This window comes from Azohydromonas caseinilytica, assembly GCF_012927045.1.
In the GTDB taxonomy this organism is placed as follows: Bacteria; Pseudomonadota; Gammaproteobacteria; order Burkholderiales; family Burkholderiaceae_C; genus Azohydromonas; species Azohydromonas caseinilytica.
In genome coordinates this window covers 1-17827 of sequence record NZ_JABBFW010000007.1, presented here as the reverse complement: position 1 = coordinate 17827, position 17827 = coordinate 1, and the positions used below count along the sequence as shown (strand labels likewise).

General features: G+C 73.1%; 11 protein-coding genes. 1 reads left to right on the top strand and 10 read right to left on the bottom strand.

Features of this window, described 5'->3' with window-relative positions; all coding sequences use genetic code 11:
- Positions 1 to 158: 158 nt before the first annotated feature.
- The 4 genes from HHL10_RS11760 to HHL10_RS11745 form a co-directional block, all read right to left on the bottom strand.
- On the bottom strand, positions 159 to 2882 hold the full coding sequence (locus HHL10_RS11760; RefSeq protein ID WP_169160557.1) for a PAS domain S-box protein: 2724 nt from the start codon (positions 2880 to 2882) through the stop codon (positions 159 to 161).
- Positions 2879 to 5491, bottom strand: coding sequence for an ATP-binding protein (locus HHL10_RS11755; protein WP_169160556.1), 2613 nt, complete (start codon positions 5489 to 5491; stop codon positions 2879 to 2881). The genes HHL10_RS11760 and HHL10_RS11755 overlap by 4 nt, the downstream gene beginning before the upstream one ends.
- A gap of 362 nt (positions 5492 to 5853) precedes the next feature.
- The gene (locus HHL10_RS11750; RefSeq protein WP_169160555.1) at positions 5854 to 8205 is read right to left on the bottom strand and encodes a histidine kinase dimerization/phosphoacceptor domain -containing protein; all 2352 of its coding nucleotides are present in this window, start codon (positions 8203 to 8205) and stop codon (positions 5854 to 5856) included.
- 166 nt (positions 8206 to 8371) lie between these two features.
- On the bottom strand, positions 8372 to 9853 hold the full coding sequence (locus HHL10_RS11745) for an ATP-binding response regulator (protein WP_169160554.1): 1482 nt from the start codon (positions 9851 to 9853) through the stop codon (positions 8372 to 8374).
- 256 nt (positions 9854 to 10109) lie between these two features.
- Here HHL10_RS11745 and HHL10_RS31165 point away from each other — a divergent pair, with 256 nt between their 5' ends.
- Positions 10110 to 10832, top strand: coding sequence for a Crp/Fnr family transcriptional regulator (locus tag HHL10_RS31165; protein WP_169160553.1), 723 nt, complete (start codon positions 10110 to 10112; stop codon positions 10830 to 10832).
- 17 nt (positions 10833 to 10849) lie between these two features.
- Here the strand turns inward: HHL10_RS31165 and HHL10_RS11735 are convergent, their stop codons facing one another.
- The 6 genes from HHL10_RS11735 to HHL10_RS11710 form a co-directional block, all read right to left on the bottom strand.
- Positions 10850 to 11944 (bottom strand): lipid II:glycine glycyltransferase FemX, encoded by a 1095-nt coding sequence (locus tag HHL10_RS11735; RefSeq protein WP_169160552.1) that lies wholly within the window; start codon positions 11942 to 11944, stop codon positions 10850 to 10852.
- Positions 11945 to 11968: 24 nt separating this feature from the next.
- On the bottom strand, positions 11969 to 14176 hold the full coding sequence (locus HHL10_RS11730; RefSeq protein WP_169160551.1) for a peptidase domain-containing ABC transporter: 2208 nt from the start codon (positions 14174 to 14176) through the stop codon (positions 11969 to 11971).
- Complete coding sequence (locus HHL10_RS11725; RefSeq protein ID WP_169160550.1) at positions 14173 to 15522, bottom strand: HlyD family secretion protein; 1350 nt, start codon at positions 15520 to 15522, stop codon at positions 14173 to 14175. Before HHL10_RS11725 ends, HHL10_RS11730 begins: the two co-directional genes overlap by 4 nt.
- A gap of 12 nt (positions 15523 to 15534) precedes the next feature.
- On the bottom strand, positions 15535 to 16476 hold the full coding sequence (locus HHL10_RS11720; protein ID WP_169160549.1) for a ParB N-terminal domain-containing protein: 942 nt from the start codon (positions 16474 to 16476) through the stop codon (positions 15535 to 15537).
- Between the two features lie 84 nt (positions 16477 to 16560).
- Positions 16561 to 16746 carry a hypothetical protein gene (locus HHL10_RS11715; RefSeq protein ID WP_169160548.1) on the bottom strand — a complete coding sequence of 62 codons (186 nt, stop codon included), beginning with the start codon at positions 16744 to 16746 and terminating at the stop codon, positions 16561 to 16563.
- Between the two features lie 432 nt (positions 16747 to 17178).
- Positions 17179 to 17827 (bottom strand): sensor histidine kinase (locus tag HHL10_RS11710; protein ID WP_235971370.1); only part of this gene is annotated, 649 nt, incomplete at its 5' end.

The window sequence follows — 17827 nt, the reverse complement described above, 5'->3', positions numbered from 1 at the left end:
TGCGCCATCGCCTGCCCGGGGCTCGACAGGGGCGCCGGGATCGACGGACAGGGCACAGCCCCAGCCAAGGCAAATGCCGTGAGGAGCAAGCGGGATGCCGCAGGGCCGGCATTCTGTACCGGCGCTCCGGGGAAAGCAGGCGTGGCGGACCGGGGAGCTCATGCCCATCCGCCCAGCGGAACCAGAATGCGGAACGCCGTCCCGTGTGGCGTCACCGGCCGCTCCAGCCGGCCCTGCAACTGGCCCAGCAGCGCCTGCACGATGCGCATGCCCAGCCCGGTGGAGGTGGCCGGATCGAAGCCCGGCGGCAGCCCGACGCCGTCGTCGGCCACCAGCACCTCCAGCTGCCCGGCCTCGCGCGCCAGGCGCAGCCGCAGCGTGCCGGCGCGGTCGTCGGGAAAGGCGTACTTCACGGCGTTGGTAATCAGCTCCGACACCGCCAGCGACAGCGGCACCGCCAGGTCCGGCGCGAGGCGGTTGTCGCCGCGGGCCTCGAACACCAGGCGCAGCCGCCGCCCGCCGCCGAGCGAGGCCAGCGTGTCGGCGGCCAGGCGCTGCAGGTACGGGCCGTAGTCCAGCCCGGCATGCGTGCCCGACTGGTAGAGCTGCTGGTGCAGCCGCGACACCACCGCCACGCGCGCCTGGGCCTCGGCGATGGCCGCGCGGGCATCGGGGTCGCGCACCGTGCGCGCCTGCAGCGACAGCAGCGAGCTGATGACCTGCAGGTTGTTCTTGACGCGGTGGTTGACCTCGTACAGCAGCGCGTCCTTGGCCTGCAGCGCCTCGCCCAGCGCGGCCTGGGCCGCCTTGTAGCGGCTCACGTCCACCGAGGCGCCCAGAAGCTGCACCGGCTGCCCGCCCGCGTCGCGCACCACCTCGCCGCGCGAATGGAACCAGCGCGCATCGCTGCCCGGGCCGGTGCGCAGCCGCAGCTCCAGCTCGTAAGGCTTGCCCCGTGCGACGGCCGCGTCCATGGCGGCCTGCACCCGATCCTGGTCCTCGGGCAGCACCCAGTCCTGCCACCAGCCCGCGGGCACCGTGAGCTGCTGTGGCGGCAGCCCCATGAGGCGCGCCATCGAGGGCGAGACCGTGCACGCGCCCGAGGCCAGGTCGATGCACCAGGTGCCCGTGCATCCGGCTTCCGCGGCGAGATCGTGCAGCGCCTGGGCCTCGCGCAACCGCTGCTCGGCCTGCTTGCGCGCGGTGATGTCGATGGTCACCGCCAGCACCCGTGGCGGCGCGCCGGGCACGCGGATCAGGTCCACGCTGTTGGCGATCCACACCGTGCTGCCGTCCGGGCGCAGGTAGCGCTTCTCGATCGAGAAGGGCTCGCCGCTGTCCACCAGCCGCTGGAACAGCCGCTGGTGCATCGGCAGGTCGTCAGGGTGGGTGATGTCCTGCATGCGCAGCCTCAGCAGCTCCGCGCGCGAGCGCCCGACGATGGCGCAGTAGCGCTCATTGGCGTCCACGATGCGCCCGCTCAGGTCCACCTGCGCCAGCCCGGCGCCGCTTTGCGCGTAGATGGCGGCGAGGTAGGCCTCGTGCTCGCGCTGCACCTGTTCCGAGCGCAGCTGCTCCATGGCCTGCCAGCTGCGCTCCAGCGCCTCGCGTGCCAGCCTCACCTCGGCCTCGTTCCAGTCGTGCGGCGCCGCCGTGACGACGAGCAGCACGGCGCGCAGCCGCCCCTGGCGCAGCAGCGGCAGCTCCAGCGCGGCGCGCGGGCCCAGCACGCCCAGCACCGCCTGCGCCACCGGGTCGGTGGCCGAGCGCGGATCGCGGCTGAGGTCGGCCGCGCGCACCACCTGGCCCGCGCGCAAGCGCGCGAAGTGCTCCTCGGCGGCATCGACTCGGTGGCGGCCCCGCAGCGAGGGGCCGGGCCCGGCGCGCCATTCGCTGTCCACGCACAGCAGCGCGCCGCCGTCCTGCAGCTCGCCCAGGCTCACGCCGTGGGCCCGCAGCGCGCGGCCCAGCACGGCGCAGGCCGCGCTCGCCGCCGCGCGCGGGTCGGCCGCGGCGCGCAACCCTTCCTCCAGCGCCAGCAGGCTGGCCGCGTGCTCGCGCGCCAGGTGCTGCTCATGCACGTCCACCGCGCTGCCGAACCAGGCGCTGACGCGGCCCTGCGCATCGTGCTGCGGCTCGCTGCGCGCCAGGTGCCAGCGCCACTGGCCGTCATGGCGCCGGTAGCGCAGCTCCGCCTGCTGCATGCGGCCCGCGGCCAGTCCCTGGGCCATCTCGGCGCTCACGGCCGCCAGGTCATCCGGGTGCAAGGCCTCCATCCAGTCCTGGCCCGGCGCCTGGCCGGTGTAGTCGTACCAGCGCCGGTTGAGGAAGGTCACGGTGCCCGAGGCGTCGCTGATCCAGACCAGGGCCGGCACGCTGTCGGCGAGGCGGCGCAGCCGCTGCTCGCTCTCGCGCAGCGCCGCCTCCCAGGCCATGCGCTCGCTCAGGTCGTAGAAGAAGACGACGATGCCCTGGTCGCCTTCGGGCAGCGTCACGCGCTCCACGCGCCAGTCGAAGGACTGCGCCTCGCCGCTGTCCCGGCGCGGCTGCACCGTGCGCGGCGCGACGTAGGGCTCGCCGGTGTCGAGGGTGTGGCGCATGTGGGCGATCACCTGGCTGGCCAGCGGCTCGGCCCACAACAGGCGCTGCAGCTCGGCCAGGTCGCGCCCGATCAGCGGCTCGATGCCGGCCAGGGTGCGGCGCGCGCCCGCGCTGAGCTCGCGCACCCGGAAGTCCGCGCCCACCACGGCGATGCCGAAGGGGTTGCCGCGCACCAGGGCGTAGAAGGCCTCGCGGTGCCGCGCCTCGGGCGGGCACCGGGCACCGGCGCCGCACGCCGCGGCGGCGGGTGCCGGCGTGGTGGCGTTCCCGTGCACGCTCATGCCAGCCCCCGTTCCACGGCCTGCAGCACCTCGGCCAGCGCGGTGAAGCTCACCGGCTTGCTCAGGTGGCCGTCCATGCCGGCGGCGCGGACCTGCGCGATATCGTGCTCGAAGGCCCGGCCCGTCACCGCCCACAGCGGCACGCGGCCCGCCGCGCCGGGCAGGGCGCGGATGCGGCGTGCCGCCTCCAGCCCGTCCAGCCCGGGCATCTCGACGTCCATCAGCACCAGGTCGATGTCGCCGTCGGCCACGCGCTCGACGGCGCTCTCGCCGTCGCCGCACTCCTGCACCATGTGGCCCTGGTGCCGCACCAGCGCGACCAGCACCTCGCGGTTGATGGCGATGTCATCCACCACCAGCACGTTGAGCCGGCGCACGCCGCCAAACGAGGCAGCGGCCGTGTCCGGCGGCGCGGCGGCCGCGGCGGCCGCCAGCGTGGGCTCGAAGCGCAGGCGCAGCCGCAGCGTCGTGCCGCGCCCGGGCGTGGAGGCGATCTCCACCGTGCCGCCCATGGCCTGCACCAGGCGGCGGCTGAGCCACAGGCCCAGCCCCGTGCCGCCGTAGCGGCGCGCCGTCGAGGCTTCCGCCTGCTGGAAGGGCTCGAACAGCCGCTGCACCTGTTCTTCCGACATCCCGATGCCGGTGTCGCGCACCTCCAGCCGCACCCGCAGCGTGCCGTCCGGGCCGTCGGGCTCGCGCGCCAGCGCCAGCGTCACGCTGCCCTCGTGCGTGAACTTCAGCGCGTTGGACAGCAGGTTCACCAGCACCTGCCGCAGCCGTGCCGCGTCGCCCAGCACCTCGGGCAGGGGCTGCGCCGGCAGCTCCAGGGCGAAGCGCAGCCCCTGGGCGGCGGCGCCTGGCGCCAGCAGCGCGTGGCAGCCGCGCAGCAGCTCCTCCAGGCGGAAGGGCTGGCGCTCCAGCTCCAGGCGCTCGGCCTCGATCTTGGCCAGGTCCAGCACGTCGTTGAGGATGCGCAGCAGCTGCTCGCCGGCCTGGCGGATCTGCGCGGCCTGGCGGCGGTTTTCCGGGCGCTCCAGGCGCGACTCCAGCAGCTGCGCGAAGCCCAGGATGCCGTTGAGCGGCGTGCGCAGCTCGTGGCTCATGCTGGCAAGGAAGCGGTCCTTGGCCTCGCTGGCGCGCTGCGCCTGCGTGCGCGCCTCCACCAGTGCGGTGATGTCCAGCGCGATGCCGTCGATCACGCGCTCCTCGGCCGAGCCGCCGTCGCGCGGCACCACCGTGGTCTGCAGGTGGCGCCACTGGCCGTCGCCGCCGCGCACGCGAAAGCTCAGCGCCAGCGGCTCGCCCGCGTGGGCCCGCGGCAGCAGCGTGGCGATGTGGCGGGCGTCGGCCGGATCGACATGCCGCAGCCAGGCCCGGCCGCTGCGGTCGTCCAGCAGCTCCTCGCGCGACACGCCCAGGTAGTGCTGCACCGGGCCGCTGAGGTGGGTGTAGCGCGTCTCGGCGCCGCGCTGCACGCGCGTGAACAGCAGGCCCGGCATGGCACGGCCGACGTTGTCGAAGCCGCCACGCACATGCTCCAGCGCCTCGCGCAGCGCCGCTTCCTTGCGGTGCAGCTGCTCCACCAGCGTCAGCACCACCTCGTGCATGTGGGCCAGCTCCGCCGGCAGCAGCCGCGGCGGCGGCTCGGGGGCGCTGCCGTCGCTGTCGCGCACGCGCGCCACGAAGCGCGCCAGGGGCTGCAGCAGCAGCGTGGCCAGCAGCCAGGCCATGGCCGTGGTGCCGGCCACGGTCACCGCCGCGGAGCCCCAGACCCAGCGCAGCCCGGGCGCGTTGGCGGCCTGCACCGCCTCCAGCGGCGTGCGCACCACCGTCACCCAGCCCAGCCGGGCATAGGGACCGCGGCCCTCGCTGGCGGCCCAGGCGATGACGTAGCGCCGCCCGTCCGGCCAGGCCAGCACGCGCCAGCCCTGGCTGGCCTCGGCCAGCAACGGCCGCAGCGGCAGCTCCTCGCCCATGCGCTCCTCGGGCAGGCGCTGGCGCGCGTCGGCGCCGGCCAGGAACAGCTCCGCGCCATGGGCCGGCGCCGCCGCGGCGTACAGGCCGATGCGCTCGCGCAGCCAGGGCCAGGACAGGTGCGCCGCCAGCACGCCGATGGCCTGGCCGCCGGTGTCGCGCAGCGGCACGGCCACGTCCACGAAGCGCCAGGGCTCGCCCGAAGGCAGCGAGGGCAGCAGCCCGGCCAGCAGCCGGGCCTCGTGCATGTCGCCGAAATGCGGCCCGCGCCGCGCCGAGCGCCACAGCTCGGTGCCCGAGGCGTCCAGCCCGATCAGGCGCCCCTCGCGCGCCGCCTGCACGCGGCCCTGGCGGTTGAGCACGCCGGCCCAGGCGTAGCTGGGCATGGCGAACACGCTGTCCACCAGCAGCTGCAGCTGCGCGGGCTGCTCCAGCAGCCGCAGGCGCTCGATGAGCCGGGCCTGCGCCTGCAGGTCGCGCCCGAAGCGGCCCAGGTCGGCGTCCATGGCCGCCGCCACCCCACGCGCCTGCTGCAGGTTCAGCGCGCCGGCCGTGGCCTGGGCCTGCGCCTCGAGCTGCAGCGTGCGCAGCCCCGCCAGCACGCCGGCCAGCAGTGCGCTCAGGACCAACGCCATGAGCGTGATCAGCGTGCGCAGGCGCGGACGGCGCGGCGGGCGGGGTGCGGGAGTGGGCACGCGCGGTAGGAAAACCGAGGCAGTCGGAGCCGGACAGTGGAGGAGCACGGCCTGCGCTGGGCCGCGGCGGGCGGGGCATTCCCGGGATATCACCCGGGGCAACTGCACCGTTGCCGACGCGGCAGCAAATGGAGTGCCGGGATTTGGGCAAACCGGGATGGCGATCGGCTTGAGCGTAATGAAGACGATGGAATTCCTGGGTTCAACGTGAAATTGAAATATTCCGGCAATAACAAAATGCCCAGTGAATATTGATATCTTGAGGAAAATGGCGGAGCCGAATATTTGCTGGCGCCGGAAACTCACACCCGCGTCGCATCCTCTTTCGCATCCTCCTCCTGCACCGGGCGCCATCGCACCGGGGCCGTGAGGCGGCAGCATGCGCCGGGGCCGCGGCGGAACTCGACCTCGGCGCCGAGCTGCTGCGCCAGCATCAGCACCAGGCGCACGCCCAGGCTGGAGGCCGTCTGCGGGTCGAAGCCCGCCGCCAGCCCCGGCCCGTCGTCGGCCACTTCCAGGCGCAGGCTCTCGGCGCCCTCGGACCGCAGCGTGATGCGCAGCTCGCCCGTGTCGCGGTCCTGGTAGGCGTACTTCAGCGCGTTGGTGACCAGCTCGCTGGTGATCAGCGCCAGCGGGATGGCCGCGCCCACCGGCAGCAGCAGCGGCTGCAGCTCCAGGGCCAGCGCCACCCGCTTGCCCGCGCCGTGCGAGCGCAGCAGCTGCTCCACCAGCCCGCGCAGGTAGTCGCCGAAGTCCAGGGCCGAGAGCTGCTGCTGCCGGTACAGCCGCTCGTGCACCAGCGCCATGGCGCGCACGCGGTTCTCGGCGTCCAGGAACACGTCGCGCAGCGCCGGGTCGCGCTGCTGGCGGCGCTGCAGTTGCAGCAGGCTGGAGACCACCTGCAAATTGTTCTTCACGCGGTGGTGGATCTCCTGCAGCAGCACCTCCTTCTCCGCCAGCGAAGCCCGCATCGCGTCCTGCGCCCGCTGCCGTTCGGTGATGTCGATGACGCTGACGGCGTAGACCGGCGCGCCGTCCTCGCCGCTGACCCGGTGGGCGTGCGTCAGGGCCGCGAAGGTGGAGCCGTCCTCGCGCCGCGCGGTGTACTGCTGCTGCGAGGCACCGCGCTCGCCCAGCTCGCCCAGGATGCGCCGGTGCTGGTGCGGGTCGGCGCAGTAGGCCTCGGCCGAGCGGCCCAGCAGCCGTGCCGGATCACCGCAGCCCACCATGCGGCAGTAGGCCGCGTTGGCGTAGGTGAAGCGCAGCTCGGCATCGACCATGTAGAAGCCGTTGAGCGAATGCTCGATGGCGTCGGCCAGCATGCGCGCCTCGGCCGAGCGCTCGTGCACGCGCCGCTCCAGCGCCTGCAGCTGCATGCGCACCGCGATGCTGGCCAGCACCGACTGCGCGATGCGCTCCATCGTCACGCGGTCCTGCTCGCTCCACGGGCGCGGGCGGCTGTCGATGGCGCAGAAGCTGCCCAGCACATGCCCTTCCGGCGTGGCCAGCGGCACGCCCAGGTAGGCCGTCACGCCCAGGTCGCGCACCGCGCCGTTGTCGCGCAGGCGCGGGTCCTGCCGCGCGTCCGCCACCACCAGCGGCGCGCCGGTGGTCACCACGTGCTGGCAGAAGGAGTGCGACAGCGGCGTCTGGCGCCGGCTGGCCCAGGGCTCGGCCAGCCCGGCGGCGCTCTTGAAGAACTGGCGGTGGTCGTCCACCAGGCTGATCAGTGACACCGGCACGTTCAGCGTCTGCGCCGCCAGCCGCGTGAAGCGGTCGAAGCTCTCCTCCGCGGCCGAGTCGAGCAGCCCGGTGTCCTTCAGGGCCACCAGCCGGGCCGGGTCGTCCAGCGGCGCCGGTGCCGAGGCCGTGCCGGGCCGGGGCGAGCCCCAGGCGTGGCGCTCGCTCACCGACTTCCACAGCGCCTCGTTGAGCTCGGCCAGGTGGGCCGACTGCGCGTGCAGCGCGTCGTTGGCCTGGCGCAGCGAGGCCTGGGCCTGCGTCAGCTCGGCGATGCTGCCCTGCAGCCGCCCCGCGCCGCGCCGGAACGCCAGCGCCGCCGAGGCGAAGAGCAGCAGCGATAGCGCGCTGCCCAGCAGCATGACGGCGGTGGAGAGCGCGGCGTCGCGGCGCGCCTGGGTGTCGCGCAGGGCCTGCAGCCGTGCCGCCTCGGCATCGAGCTCGTCCACCACGGCATGGACGCGGCGGGTGAAGCCGCGTCCCGCCGCTTCGGCCAGGCTTCGGCGCGCGGCCTCGACGCCCTCGCGCGACGCCGTGTCGAACATGTCGGCGTAGAAGCGCAGCAGCGCCTCCACGGCCGGCACCAGCCGCTGCAGACCCTGCCGCTGCGCCGGGTCGCCGGCCGTGAGGGCCTGCAGGCGCCGCATGCGCTCGGGCACGTGCGTGCTGGCCTGGCGGTAGAGCTGCAGCCACTCGTCGCGCCCGGTCAGGGTGTAGGCGCCCAGCGTGCGCGGAACCTCCGTGGCGTCGGCCTTGAGCTGTGCCAGATCCAGGCGCAGCTGCACCATGTGCTGGCGCTGGTCGGCCGCCTGCGTGGCTTCGTGCTGTGCCCACAGCGCCAGGGCCGCCACCAGCAGCAGCAGGCCCAGCGCGAGGGCAATCGCGCACCGGGCCGGCGGAGGATGCAGCCTCATCGCCTCAACGCCCGCCGCATGCCGGCGTGTGCCTGCCGATCGGATTCCATGGTTCCACCTGCCTGTGAGCCTTGGCGCGGGGTGTCCCGCCGTCCAGTCCGGCCACGGAGCAGGAAGCGCGCCCTGTGATGGCCGGGCCGCTTCGGGAAAACCCCGTGCGATCGCCTCAGGCCGACGCCAGCTCCACCTTCACCACCGTGCCCTGGCCCGGCACGCTGAGGAGCTCCAGCGTGCCGCCCATGGCCTGCACCAGGCTGCGGGCCGTGGGCAGGCCCAGGCCAGCGCCGGGAATGGCCGAGTGCTCGCGGCCGGCGCGCGAGAAGGGCTGGAACAGCCGCGCCTGGTGCTCCGGTGCGATGCCCTCGCCATCGTCGGCCACGGTGATGCGCACCTGCGCCTGCAGCTGCTGCGCCTGCAGCCACAGGTGGCCGCCCTCGTGGCCGTACTTGATGGCGTTGTCCACCAGGTTGCACAGCACCTTCTGCAGCCGCGCGGCATCGGCGTGCACGCGCAGCGCCGGGTCCACGCCCACGTGCAGCGTCATGCGGCGCGCCAGCGCCTGCGCCGTCAGCGGCGCCAGCGCGGCCTGCACGCAATCTGTCAGCGCCAGCGGGCACAGCACCAGGCTCAGGGCGTTGCCTTGCTGCAGATCCAGCAGGTCCTCCACCAGCGCCAGCAGCTGCTGGCCGGCCTCCTCGATGAAGCCGATGTAGCGCTGCGCGGACTCGCCCTCGTTGCCCGGCAGCGTGCGCAGCAGCTGCGCGAAGCCCATCACCGCGTTGAGCGGCGTGCGCATCTCGTGGCTGGCGCGCGAGAGCAGCTGCGCCTGCGCATCGCGCTGGGCCTGGACCGCCTGCAGCTGCTGGCGCTCGGCATCGAGCTGCGCCTGGCGCTGCAGCCGCTCGGTGGCGTCGCGCAACACCAGCACCGCGCCCATGCGCCGCCCGTCGTCGCTCACCACCGGCGCCGCCGACTCGTCCACCGCCACCTCGGCCGCATCGCGGCGGCGCAGGGGCCGCGCGTGGCGCACCTGCACCGCGCGGCCTTCGCGCAGCGACTCCAGCGCCGCCGGCGCGCCGGCCTCGTCGGCGAAGCCCACCACCTCCTGCAGCGGGCGGCCCAGCGCCTCGTCCGCGCTCCAGCCGGTGAGCACCTCGGCGGCCGGGTTCAGGAAGCGCAGCGTCGCGTCCGGGTTGAGCACCAGCACGCCGTCGCGCACCGCGTGCAGCGTGCAGGCGAACCAGCGGTCGGACTCGCGCTGCGCGCGCTCCAGCGCCGCGCGCGAGAGCGCCACCTCGATGGCCGCGCGCAGCTCGCGCGACTGGAACGGCTTGGTCAGGAAGCCGTAGGGCGCCGTCTGCGCCGCGCGCGCCACCGTCTCGTCGTCGCTGTGCGAGGTCAGGAAGATCACCGGCGGCTCGCCGCTGCGGCCCAGCCGCGCCGCGGTCTCCACGCCGTCGAGCGGGCCCTGGATGCGGATGTCCATCAGCACCAGGTCCGGCGGCTCCTGCGCCGCCAGCGCCAGGGCCTGCTCGCCCGTGCGGGCCGGGCCCAGCACGCGGTAGCCCATGTCCTGCAGCTCCAGCTTCAGGTCCAGGGCAATCACGGCCTCGTCTTCGACGATCAGGATCGAATGCGGCTGCTTCATAGATGGTGAAGGGTCGGCCTCGTGTGCGTCTGGGTCACCGCCGGGCTGGGCGCGACAGGACGCCCCGGCAGGCCAGCTTACCCAAGGAAATTGACAGGCCCTGTAAGCCTTCGCGCGGCGGGCTCCCTTGCATCGGCCGCCACGCGGCTTTGTTGAGGGTGCCACCGGACCTGGGGCCTGGAAGAGCCCTTGGCGTCGCCGGCAAAAGGCATGCGGGTTGCCAAGAAGAGGCCCCTGTCGCCGTCGCGGAGACTTCGTGAACCACCACCACGCCGACCCCCGCCCGGAGCAACGCAATCAGTTGCTGCAGGGGCTGCTGCGCAAGTGCCCCGAACTGGCATCGTCGCTGGCTTGTGAGGAAGTGAAGGCCGGCACCGAGCTCTACCGCGAAGGCGGCCCCATGACGGACGTCTACTTCCCGACGCGCGGGGTGGTGTCGATCGTGGTGCGCCTGCGCGACGGCTCCATGGTTGACGTGCAGACCGTGGGCACCGAGGGCATGGCCGGCGTGGCGGTGTCGATGGGCATTGGCACCAGCCTGCACACGATCATGCAGCAGTCGCCCGGCGAGCTGGTCCGGATACCGGCGCCCCCGTTCATCGAGGCCCTGCGGGGCTGCGAGGGCGCGCGGCGCCTGCTCGGCCGCTATGCCGGCTACAGCCACCGCTTCATCAGCCAGACCTGCGTGTGCAACACCCACCACTCGGTGAAGCAGCGCCTGTGCCGCTGGCTGCTCACCTGCGCGGACCGGGACAACTCCGACGAGCTGGCGCTGACGCAGACCATGCTTGGCGAAATGCTGGGCGTGCGGCGCCAGTCGGTGAACGAGGTGCTGGCCGAGATGCACCGCGGCGGCGCCATCGAGCAGGGACGCAGCCACATCTCGGTGCTGGACCGCAGGCAGCTGGAGAACTGCGCCTGCGAGTGCTACGAGACCATGAACCGCCTCTACGCCCGCCTGGTGGTGCCGCTGCTGTGAGGGCGCGGCGGCCCCGCTCAGGCCGGTGCGCCGGCCGGCATCGGCTGGGGTGAGCGCTCCGGCGCGGCGGTGTCCGCTTCCTCCTGCGCCGCCTGGCTGGCCTGATAGCGCCGGTAGGCGGCGGCATCGAGCACGAGGTCCAGCGTGGGCACCAGCGCCAGCTCGTGCCCGCCGAGCTTGCGCTTGAAGGCGCTGATCGCCTGCCACGGGTGCTCGGGCTCGTCCTCGGGCGCGATGCCCCACAGGTCGTAGCTGCGGCAGCCCGCGGCCCGGACGCTGCGCATGATCTCGAAGTGCAGCAGGTACGGCGCCATCACGGGGCGGTGCAGCGCCAGCGAGCCGCCGAAGAAGTAGGTGGCGCGCAGGCCGAAGCGGATCACCAGCGCGGCGGCGATGCGGCGCCCCCGGTACTCGGCGAAGTGCAGCGAGGCCTGCCCCGGCGGCGCCGCGGCCAGCAGCGCCTTGAAGTAGCCCGGCGGCTTGGTGTCGATGCCCTGGCGCAGCGCGGTGCGGCGCTGGATGCGCACGAAGTCGGCCAGCCCCTGCCCGGAGCTGTCCTCGACCACCGCCACGCCGTGGCGCTGCGCCACGCGGATGTTGTAGCGGCCCTTGGGCTTCATCTGCGCCAGCAGCGCCGCGTCGTCGCCATCGAGGTCGATGCACAGCGTGCGGCGCGGCTCGTTGAACAGGTCATCGTCCGTGTCGGCCGGCTGGAAGCCGCGCACGAAGCCGGGCAGGGCGCTCCAGCGCGGCTCGATGCGCAGGTGGCTCACGATGTCGGAATCGGCCGCGCGCTCCCGCTCCACGCGCTGCAGGAAGGCCTCGAACACCTGCGCCGCGTCCGCCGCATCGGGCGGCAGCACCGGGCCGTCCTGCACGTAGTAGAAGCACTCGCCGGGCGCGGTCTGGCAGCGCGCCACCAGGGCGCCGCCGACGATGGCGTCGCCGTCGCGCAGCGTCAGCCCGAAGTGGCCGAAGCCCAGCGGCGCCCGAAAGCGCGCCCACCACGAGGACTGCATGAAGCCGGCGTCCGGCGTCTGCTGCAGGAACCGGTCCCAGGCCTGCCAGCGCTCGGGGTCCAGCAGCTGCGGCGTTCTCACTCGGGTGTCCATGGGTGCTTGAGCTTTCCAGAATGTTCAGGCCGAAGCCGCGCGCTGCGGCCGCGCCGCATCGACCAGTCCCACCGGCCGCTGCGGCACGCCCACGGGCGCGCGGCCCTGGAGCTGGTCGAGGTCGATGACGCGGTCGGCCGAGCGGATGGTCTCCGGGCGGTGCGCGACGATGATGCGCGTGACCTGCGTGGCGCGGATGGCCGCGCTCACCGCCTGCTCGTTGGCCACGTCGAGGTGGCTGGTGGCCTCGTCCAGCAGCAGCACGCCCGGGTTGCGGTAGAGCGCGCGCGCGATCAGCGTGCGCTGCTTCTGCCCGCCGGAGAGCACCGTGCCCATGTCGCCGATGAGCGTGTGGTAGCCCATGGGCATGGCCGCGATCTCGTCGTGCAGGCAGGCCTGGCGGGCGCAGGCCTCGATGCGGCGCAGGTCGGGGCGGTCGGCGAAGAAGCAGATGTTGTCGGCGATGGAGCCGGCGAAGAGCTGGTCGTCCTGCATCACCACGCCGATGCGCGCGCGCCAGTCGGACAGCGCCATGCGCGCCAGCGGCTGGCCGTCCACCAGCACCTCGCCTTCGACCGGGCTGAGCAGGCTGGCCAGGATCTTGAGCAGCGTGGTCTTGCCGCAGCCCGAGGCGCCGACGATGGCCACCGTCTCGCCGGCCTCCACCGTGAAGCTCACGCCGTCGAGCACCCAGGGCTCGTGCTCGCCGTAGCGAAAGCGCAGCCCCTGCACCTCGACGCGGGCCGGGCGGGCCCGCTCGCCGGCCTCGGCCTGCGCCTCGTCGGCCAGGCGGGCCGGCGCCTGCGCTTCCGGCGGCACCAGCGCGATGTCGGCCAGCCGCTCGGCATGCAGGCGCAGCATGGCGAGGTCGGCCGCGCGGTCGATGAGGTTGCTCACGCGGCCCAGGAACTGGTCCTTGTAGGCGATGAAGGCCAGCAGCATCCCGATGGTCATGCTGTTGTCGAGCACGCGCTGCGCGCCCAGCCACACCACCAGGATCACCAGCGTGCCGATGAGCAGCGAGTTGGCCGTGCGCAGCAGCAGCCGCAGCTTCTGCGTGTGCAGCTGGCGGTTGACGGTTTCCACCAGCAGGTTGAGCCACTGCGCGCGGCGGCCTTCCTGGGCGTTGAAGAGCTTGATGGCCTTGATGCCGCGCAGCGTCTCCAGGAAGTGGCTGTCGCGCCGCGCGGACCAGACGATGGCCTCGGCCGAGGCCAGGCGCAGCGGCGCGTACGCGGCCCAGCGCAGCAGCGCGTACAGCGCCGCGCCGGCCAGCACCACCGCGGCCAGCGCCGGCGCGAACACGAACATGATCACCAGCGTCAGGCCCGCCATCAGCCCGTCGAGCAGCGTCTCGACCAGGTCCGTCGTGATGGCCTGCAGCATGCTTTCCTGCGAGCCGAAGCGCGACATCACGTCGCCCAGGTGCCGCGCCTCGAAGTAGGCCGTGGGCAGGTTCAGCAGGTGCGTGAACAGGTTGGCGCGGCCCTGCACCTTGAGCTGCGCGCCCAGCGCGATGACGATCCAGCCGCGCATGGCCGACACCGCCGTGCGCAGCAGCATCAGCAGCCCGAAGCCCAGCGCCAGCACCAGCAGCAGCTCGCGGTCGGCGCTCACCAGCGCGTGGTCCACCACCCACTGCATGAACAGCGGGCTGGTGACGGCGAACACCTCGATGGCCAGCGCCAGCGCGAAGAGCTGCGCCAGCGCGCCGCGCAGGCCCACCATGCGGCCCAGCATCGAGCGCATGCGCACCCGCGGCTGGGATTGCGTGGTCTGGAAGCCGTTCAGCGGCGTGAGCTCCAGCGCCACGCCGGTGAAGTGGCGCGACACCACGTCGAAGCCCAGGCGGCGCACGCCCACGGCCGGGTCGTGGATGACGATGCCGTCGCGCGCCACGGCCTTGAGCACCACGAAGTGGTTGAGGTCCCAGTGCAGGATGCACGGCAGCTGCAGCGCGCGCATCTCGTCGAGCTCCAGCCGCAGCGGCCGCGCCGAGAAGCCGGTGCGCTCGGCCATGGCGATCAGGTCCTTGAGGTTGGCGCCCTTGAGCGACACGCACAGGCGCCGGCGCAGCTCGCTGATCTCGCAGGGCGCGCCGTGGTGGCCGGCCACCATCGCCAGGCAGGCCAGCGAGCATTCGGCGGCCTCGGTCTGCAGCACCATGGGCAGCCGCGCGCCCCAGCCCAGGGCCAGGCGGCCGAGCGCGTCGGGAGCGACGCCGGGCCTCATGGCAGCTTCCCCGTCACCGCGTACAGAGGGTCCAGCACCCACTGGTACAGCGGGCGGCGCTCCAGCAGCACGTCGGCCTGCAGCGTCATGCCCGGCTGCAGCGCGAAGCTCTGGCCGTAGGCCTGCACGTCCTGGCGCGCCAGCCGCACGGTGATGCGGTAGATCGGCTCGCGCGCGCCCGGCGCCGTGGCGGTGTCGCCCTGGTCGGCGACGCCGGCGAGTTGCGGCGGCAACTCCGCCGGGCTCACCGCCGAGCGCGACACGCTCTCGATCACGCCCTCGTGATGGCCGAAGCGCTGGTACGGATAGGCCTGGTAGCGCAGCCGCACCGTCTGGCCCGGACGCACGAAGCCCACCGCGCGGCTGGGTCCGTACAGGTGCGCCTCCAGCCGGCTGCCCGCCGGCACGATGGCCAGCAGCGGCACGGCGGTGGTGGCGGCGGCGCCGCGCACGGCCTGGATCGAGGTGACCGTGCCGTCCTGCGGCGCGGGCATCACGATCTCGCGCCGCGCCTCGGCCTCGACGCGCTCCTGCCCCAGCTGCGCCAGGTTGCGCTCGATCAGCGCCAGCTCCTTCTGCGTCTTGAGCGGCAGGTCCGCCAGCTCGGCCTCCGCGGTCATGCGCTCGCGCTCCAGCGCCAGGCGACCGCGCTCCAGCGCGCCCAGCCGCGCGTCCTGCTCCAGCCGCTCGGCCTCCACCAGCTGCAGCCGCATCTCGGAGATGAAGCCTTCCTTGAACTGCTCGCGGTGCAGCTTCTCGTTGCGCAGCGCGATGGCGCGGCGCGCCTGCAGCACGGCGATCTCGCGCTCGCTTTGCTGCAGTTCGCCGCGCAGCGCCGCCACGCGCTCGGCCAGCGCGCGCTGCTGCTGCGCCAGCAGCCGTTCCTGCTGCTCATGCTCGGCCAGCAGGCTCTCGCGGCGCTGGGCCTGCTGGCGCGCCACCTCGGCCTGCACCCCGCCCAGCGTGGCGCTTTGCAGCTCGTCCGACAGCGTCAGCAGCGGCTGGCCCTGGCGCACGGCCTGCCCCTCCTGGGCCTGCAGCGCCGTGACCACGCCGGGGCGCGGCGCGAACACGCGCACCACCCCGAGCTGCGGCACCAGCCAGCCGTTGACGCGCGCCGTGCGCGTGAAATGGCCCAGGAACAGCAGCGCCACGATGGCGGCGGCGGCCAGCGCGCCCGCCAGCGTGAAGACGCGGTGCGACAGCCGCGGCGTCAGCAGCACCGTGCCCAGCCACTGGGCCTGGCGCGCGGCCAGCACCTCGTGGCGGAACAGCGTGGCCGTGCCGCCGCGCGCGCCGTCCTCGCGGGCCTGGGAAGGGGCGTCGGACGGGCTGCGCGACCTCATCGCCGGTGCGCCTCACTCCGACAGCAGGTAGTCCTTGACCTCGAAACTGACCTCGATGTGCCGCATGCGCGGCCGCAGCGGAAAGAGCTTGCGCAGCTTCGGGTCGAAGAAATCCTTGAGCAGCGGCGGGCGCGCCGACTCGAAATAGAACTCGGCCCGCTCGGAGACCCGGCTCTTGGTGCACAGCGCCAGCTCGTCGACGCAGGTGGCCGTCTGCACGATGCAGGGCGCGTGCGTGAGCCCCAGCGAGCGCAGCGCCACGGCGCGGTGGTAGCCGTTGACCAGCAGGTGGCGCCGGCCCACGCGCACGGCGCTGAGGAAATTGCAGCCGAAGCCCACCACCAGGCCCACCACACCGGCGATGGCGCCGAAGCTCTGGTAGCCCTGGAGCTGCCCGGGCTTGAGCAGCACCGCCTCGTGGAAGCGGAAATCCGTGGAAGGGCAGCGGAACACGTAGCGGTGCGCGCCCACTTCCCGGATCTCCACCCGGGCCTCGGGCTCGCCGAGCGGAAAGCAGTGGCGGAACAGCGTGCGCGGCTCAGGGTCGGGACCGATGCGCGCCGCCACGGCCTCCACATGGTTGCGTGTGACATGCACCTGGTCGACGATGAGCCGGTCCAGCTCGACCATGCCGAACTCGGTGGGCAGCGTGTCGTAGGCCTCGGTGAAGCGTGGATGGGCCTGGACCTCGGCCGCGAGGTCGGCCAAGCCCGGGTCCAGCGCGCGGTGGCGCCCGTCCAGCGCGATGCCGGCCTCGCTGCGTTCGAGCTGCTGGCAGTATTCGTTGGCCGCGCGCCACTCGGCGACGAGGGCGCGGCGGTCCAGGATGTCACTGCCCGCCACGCTGTCATCCACGAACTCCAGCAGATGCCCGAGAGTGGGTTGGCCGAGGAGCCACAGCTCTTCGAGCTGGGCCACGGCCTCGGGTAGCGGCTGGAGCTGCATGGTTGACATGGCAATGTTTCCCAGGTTCGTGCAGTGCATGCGGGCGGGCATCCGGTCCCGGCCTACCGCGCGGGACCGTGGGCGCGTCCAGTCTCAGCAGACCGGGTGCTTGCCGCCGTGCTTGCCACCGTGGCGGCTCTTGGTCTTGCTCTTGCTCTTGCTGCACTTGCTCTTGGACTTGCTCTTGCTCTTGCTCTTGCTGCCGCCCTTGCAGTCGCCACCGCCGGAGGTGCCTCCTCCGTAGACGAGCTTCAGTTCTTCACTGTTGAGGGTTCTCATCTTCAGCTCCGTTGGACCGCGGCATTCCATCGCTCCCGACAGTGGGACGCGCACCGAGCCCTGCCGCACAGGCACCGATTCAGTAAAAAGCGGGAAAGCAGTTGCTGACCGGGGCTTTTTCCGCGTTGTGGTGTTCTTGGCGAAAAAGTGGGTTGACGTGACGCATCCACGCGCATCGGGCAGCGCCATGGCCGCGGGCCGCCGGGCTGGGCGTCCGTGCACTGGCGAAGCCGGTGCATAGGCTGGCGCCGCGGCTCTGCTTGTAAGGCTGACTCCCTCTCTCGTTCGCGGATGTGACAGGGAAATTCTCAGCAGCTGGCAGGCGGCTGTATGTCCGCTATCGGACACAGCCATGTCTGCAATTGGCGCATAAGCGACTGCATGTAACACCTACCCCCATGACTGGGGGAAAGCGGGAATTTGGAAGCGGGCTCAACCGTACGCCGCCGGCACGGCCAGCGTCAGCGTCACGGTGAAGGTGCTGCCGCGGCCCGGCGCGCTGTCGAGCGCGAGCGTGCCGCCCATGAGCGCCACCAGGCGCCGCACGATGGACAGGCCCAGCCCGGTGCCGCCGAAGCGCCGCGTGGTGGAGCTGTCGGCCTGCGTGAAGGCCTCGAACACGCGCGCCTGCACCTCCGGCGCGATGCCGATGCCGCTGTCCTCGACCTCGAAGCACAGCGTCGCGCGCTCGCTGGCGGCATCCGGGACGGGGGCGGGGTCTTGCGGCGGGTCGTCCAGCCGTTGCACGCGCAGCGTCACGTGGCCGGTCTGGGTGAACTTCACGGCGTTGCCCAGCAGGTTGCTGAGCACCTGCTTGAGCCGCACCGGGTCGCCGCACAGCCGCGGCGGCAGGTCCGGCGCGGCCGCCAGGTTCAGCGCCAGGCCCTTGTGGGCGGCGTGCACGCGCGCCTGCGCCACCACCTCCTCCAGCAGCGCCTGCGGCGCGAAGGGCAGCTGCTCCAGCGTCATCTCGCCGGCCTCGATCTTGGAGAGGTCCAGCACGTCGTTGACCAGCGCCAGCAGCTGTTCCCCGGCCGCGCCGATGTGGCCGACGAATTCGCGCTGGCGCCCCTCCAGCGGC

Excerpts from the sequence above, each read along its gene's own strand:
- HHL10_RS11760 (WP_169160557.1), bottom strand. The coding sequence starts at position 2,882 with ATGAGCGTGCACGGGAACGCCACCACGCCGGCACCCGCCGCCGCGGCG.
- HHL10_RS11755 (WP_169160556.1), bottom strand. The coding sequence starts at position 5,491 with ATGGCGTTGGTCCTGAGCGCACTGCTGGCCGGCGTGCTGGCGGGGCTG.
- HHL10_RS11750 (WP_169160555.1), bottom strand. The coding sequence starts at position 8,205 with ATGAGGCTGCATCCTCCGCCGGCCCGGTGCGCGATTGCCCTCGCGCTG.
- HHL10_RS11745 (WP_169160554.1), bottom strand. The coding sequence starts at position 9,853 with ATGAAGCAGCCGCATTCGATCCTGATCGTCGAAGACGAGGCCGTGATT.
- HHL10_RS11735 (WP_169160552.1), bottom strand. The coding sequence starts at position 11,944 with ATGGACACCCGAGTGAGAACGCCGCAGCTGCTGGACCCCGAGCGCTGG.
- HHL10_RS11730 (WP_169160551.1), bottom strand. The coding sequence starts at position 14,176 with ATGAGGCCCGGCGTCGCTCCCGACGCGCTCGGCCGCCTGGCCCTGGGC.
- HHL10_RS11725 (WP_169160550.1), bottom strand. The coding sequence starts at position 15,522 with ATGAGGTCGCGCAGCCCGTCCGACGCCCCTTCCCAGGCCCGCGAGGAC.
- HHL10_RS11720 (WP_169160549.1), bottom strand. The coding sequence starts at position 16,476 with ATGTCAACCATGCAGCTCCAGCCGCTACCCGAGGCCGTGGCCCAGCTC.
- HHL10_RS11715 (WP_169160548.1), bottom strand. The coding sequence starts at position 16,746 with ATGAGAACCCTCAACAGTGAAGAACTGAAGCTCGTCTACGGAGGAGGC.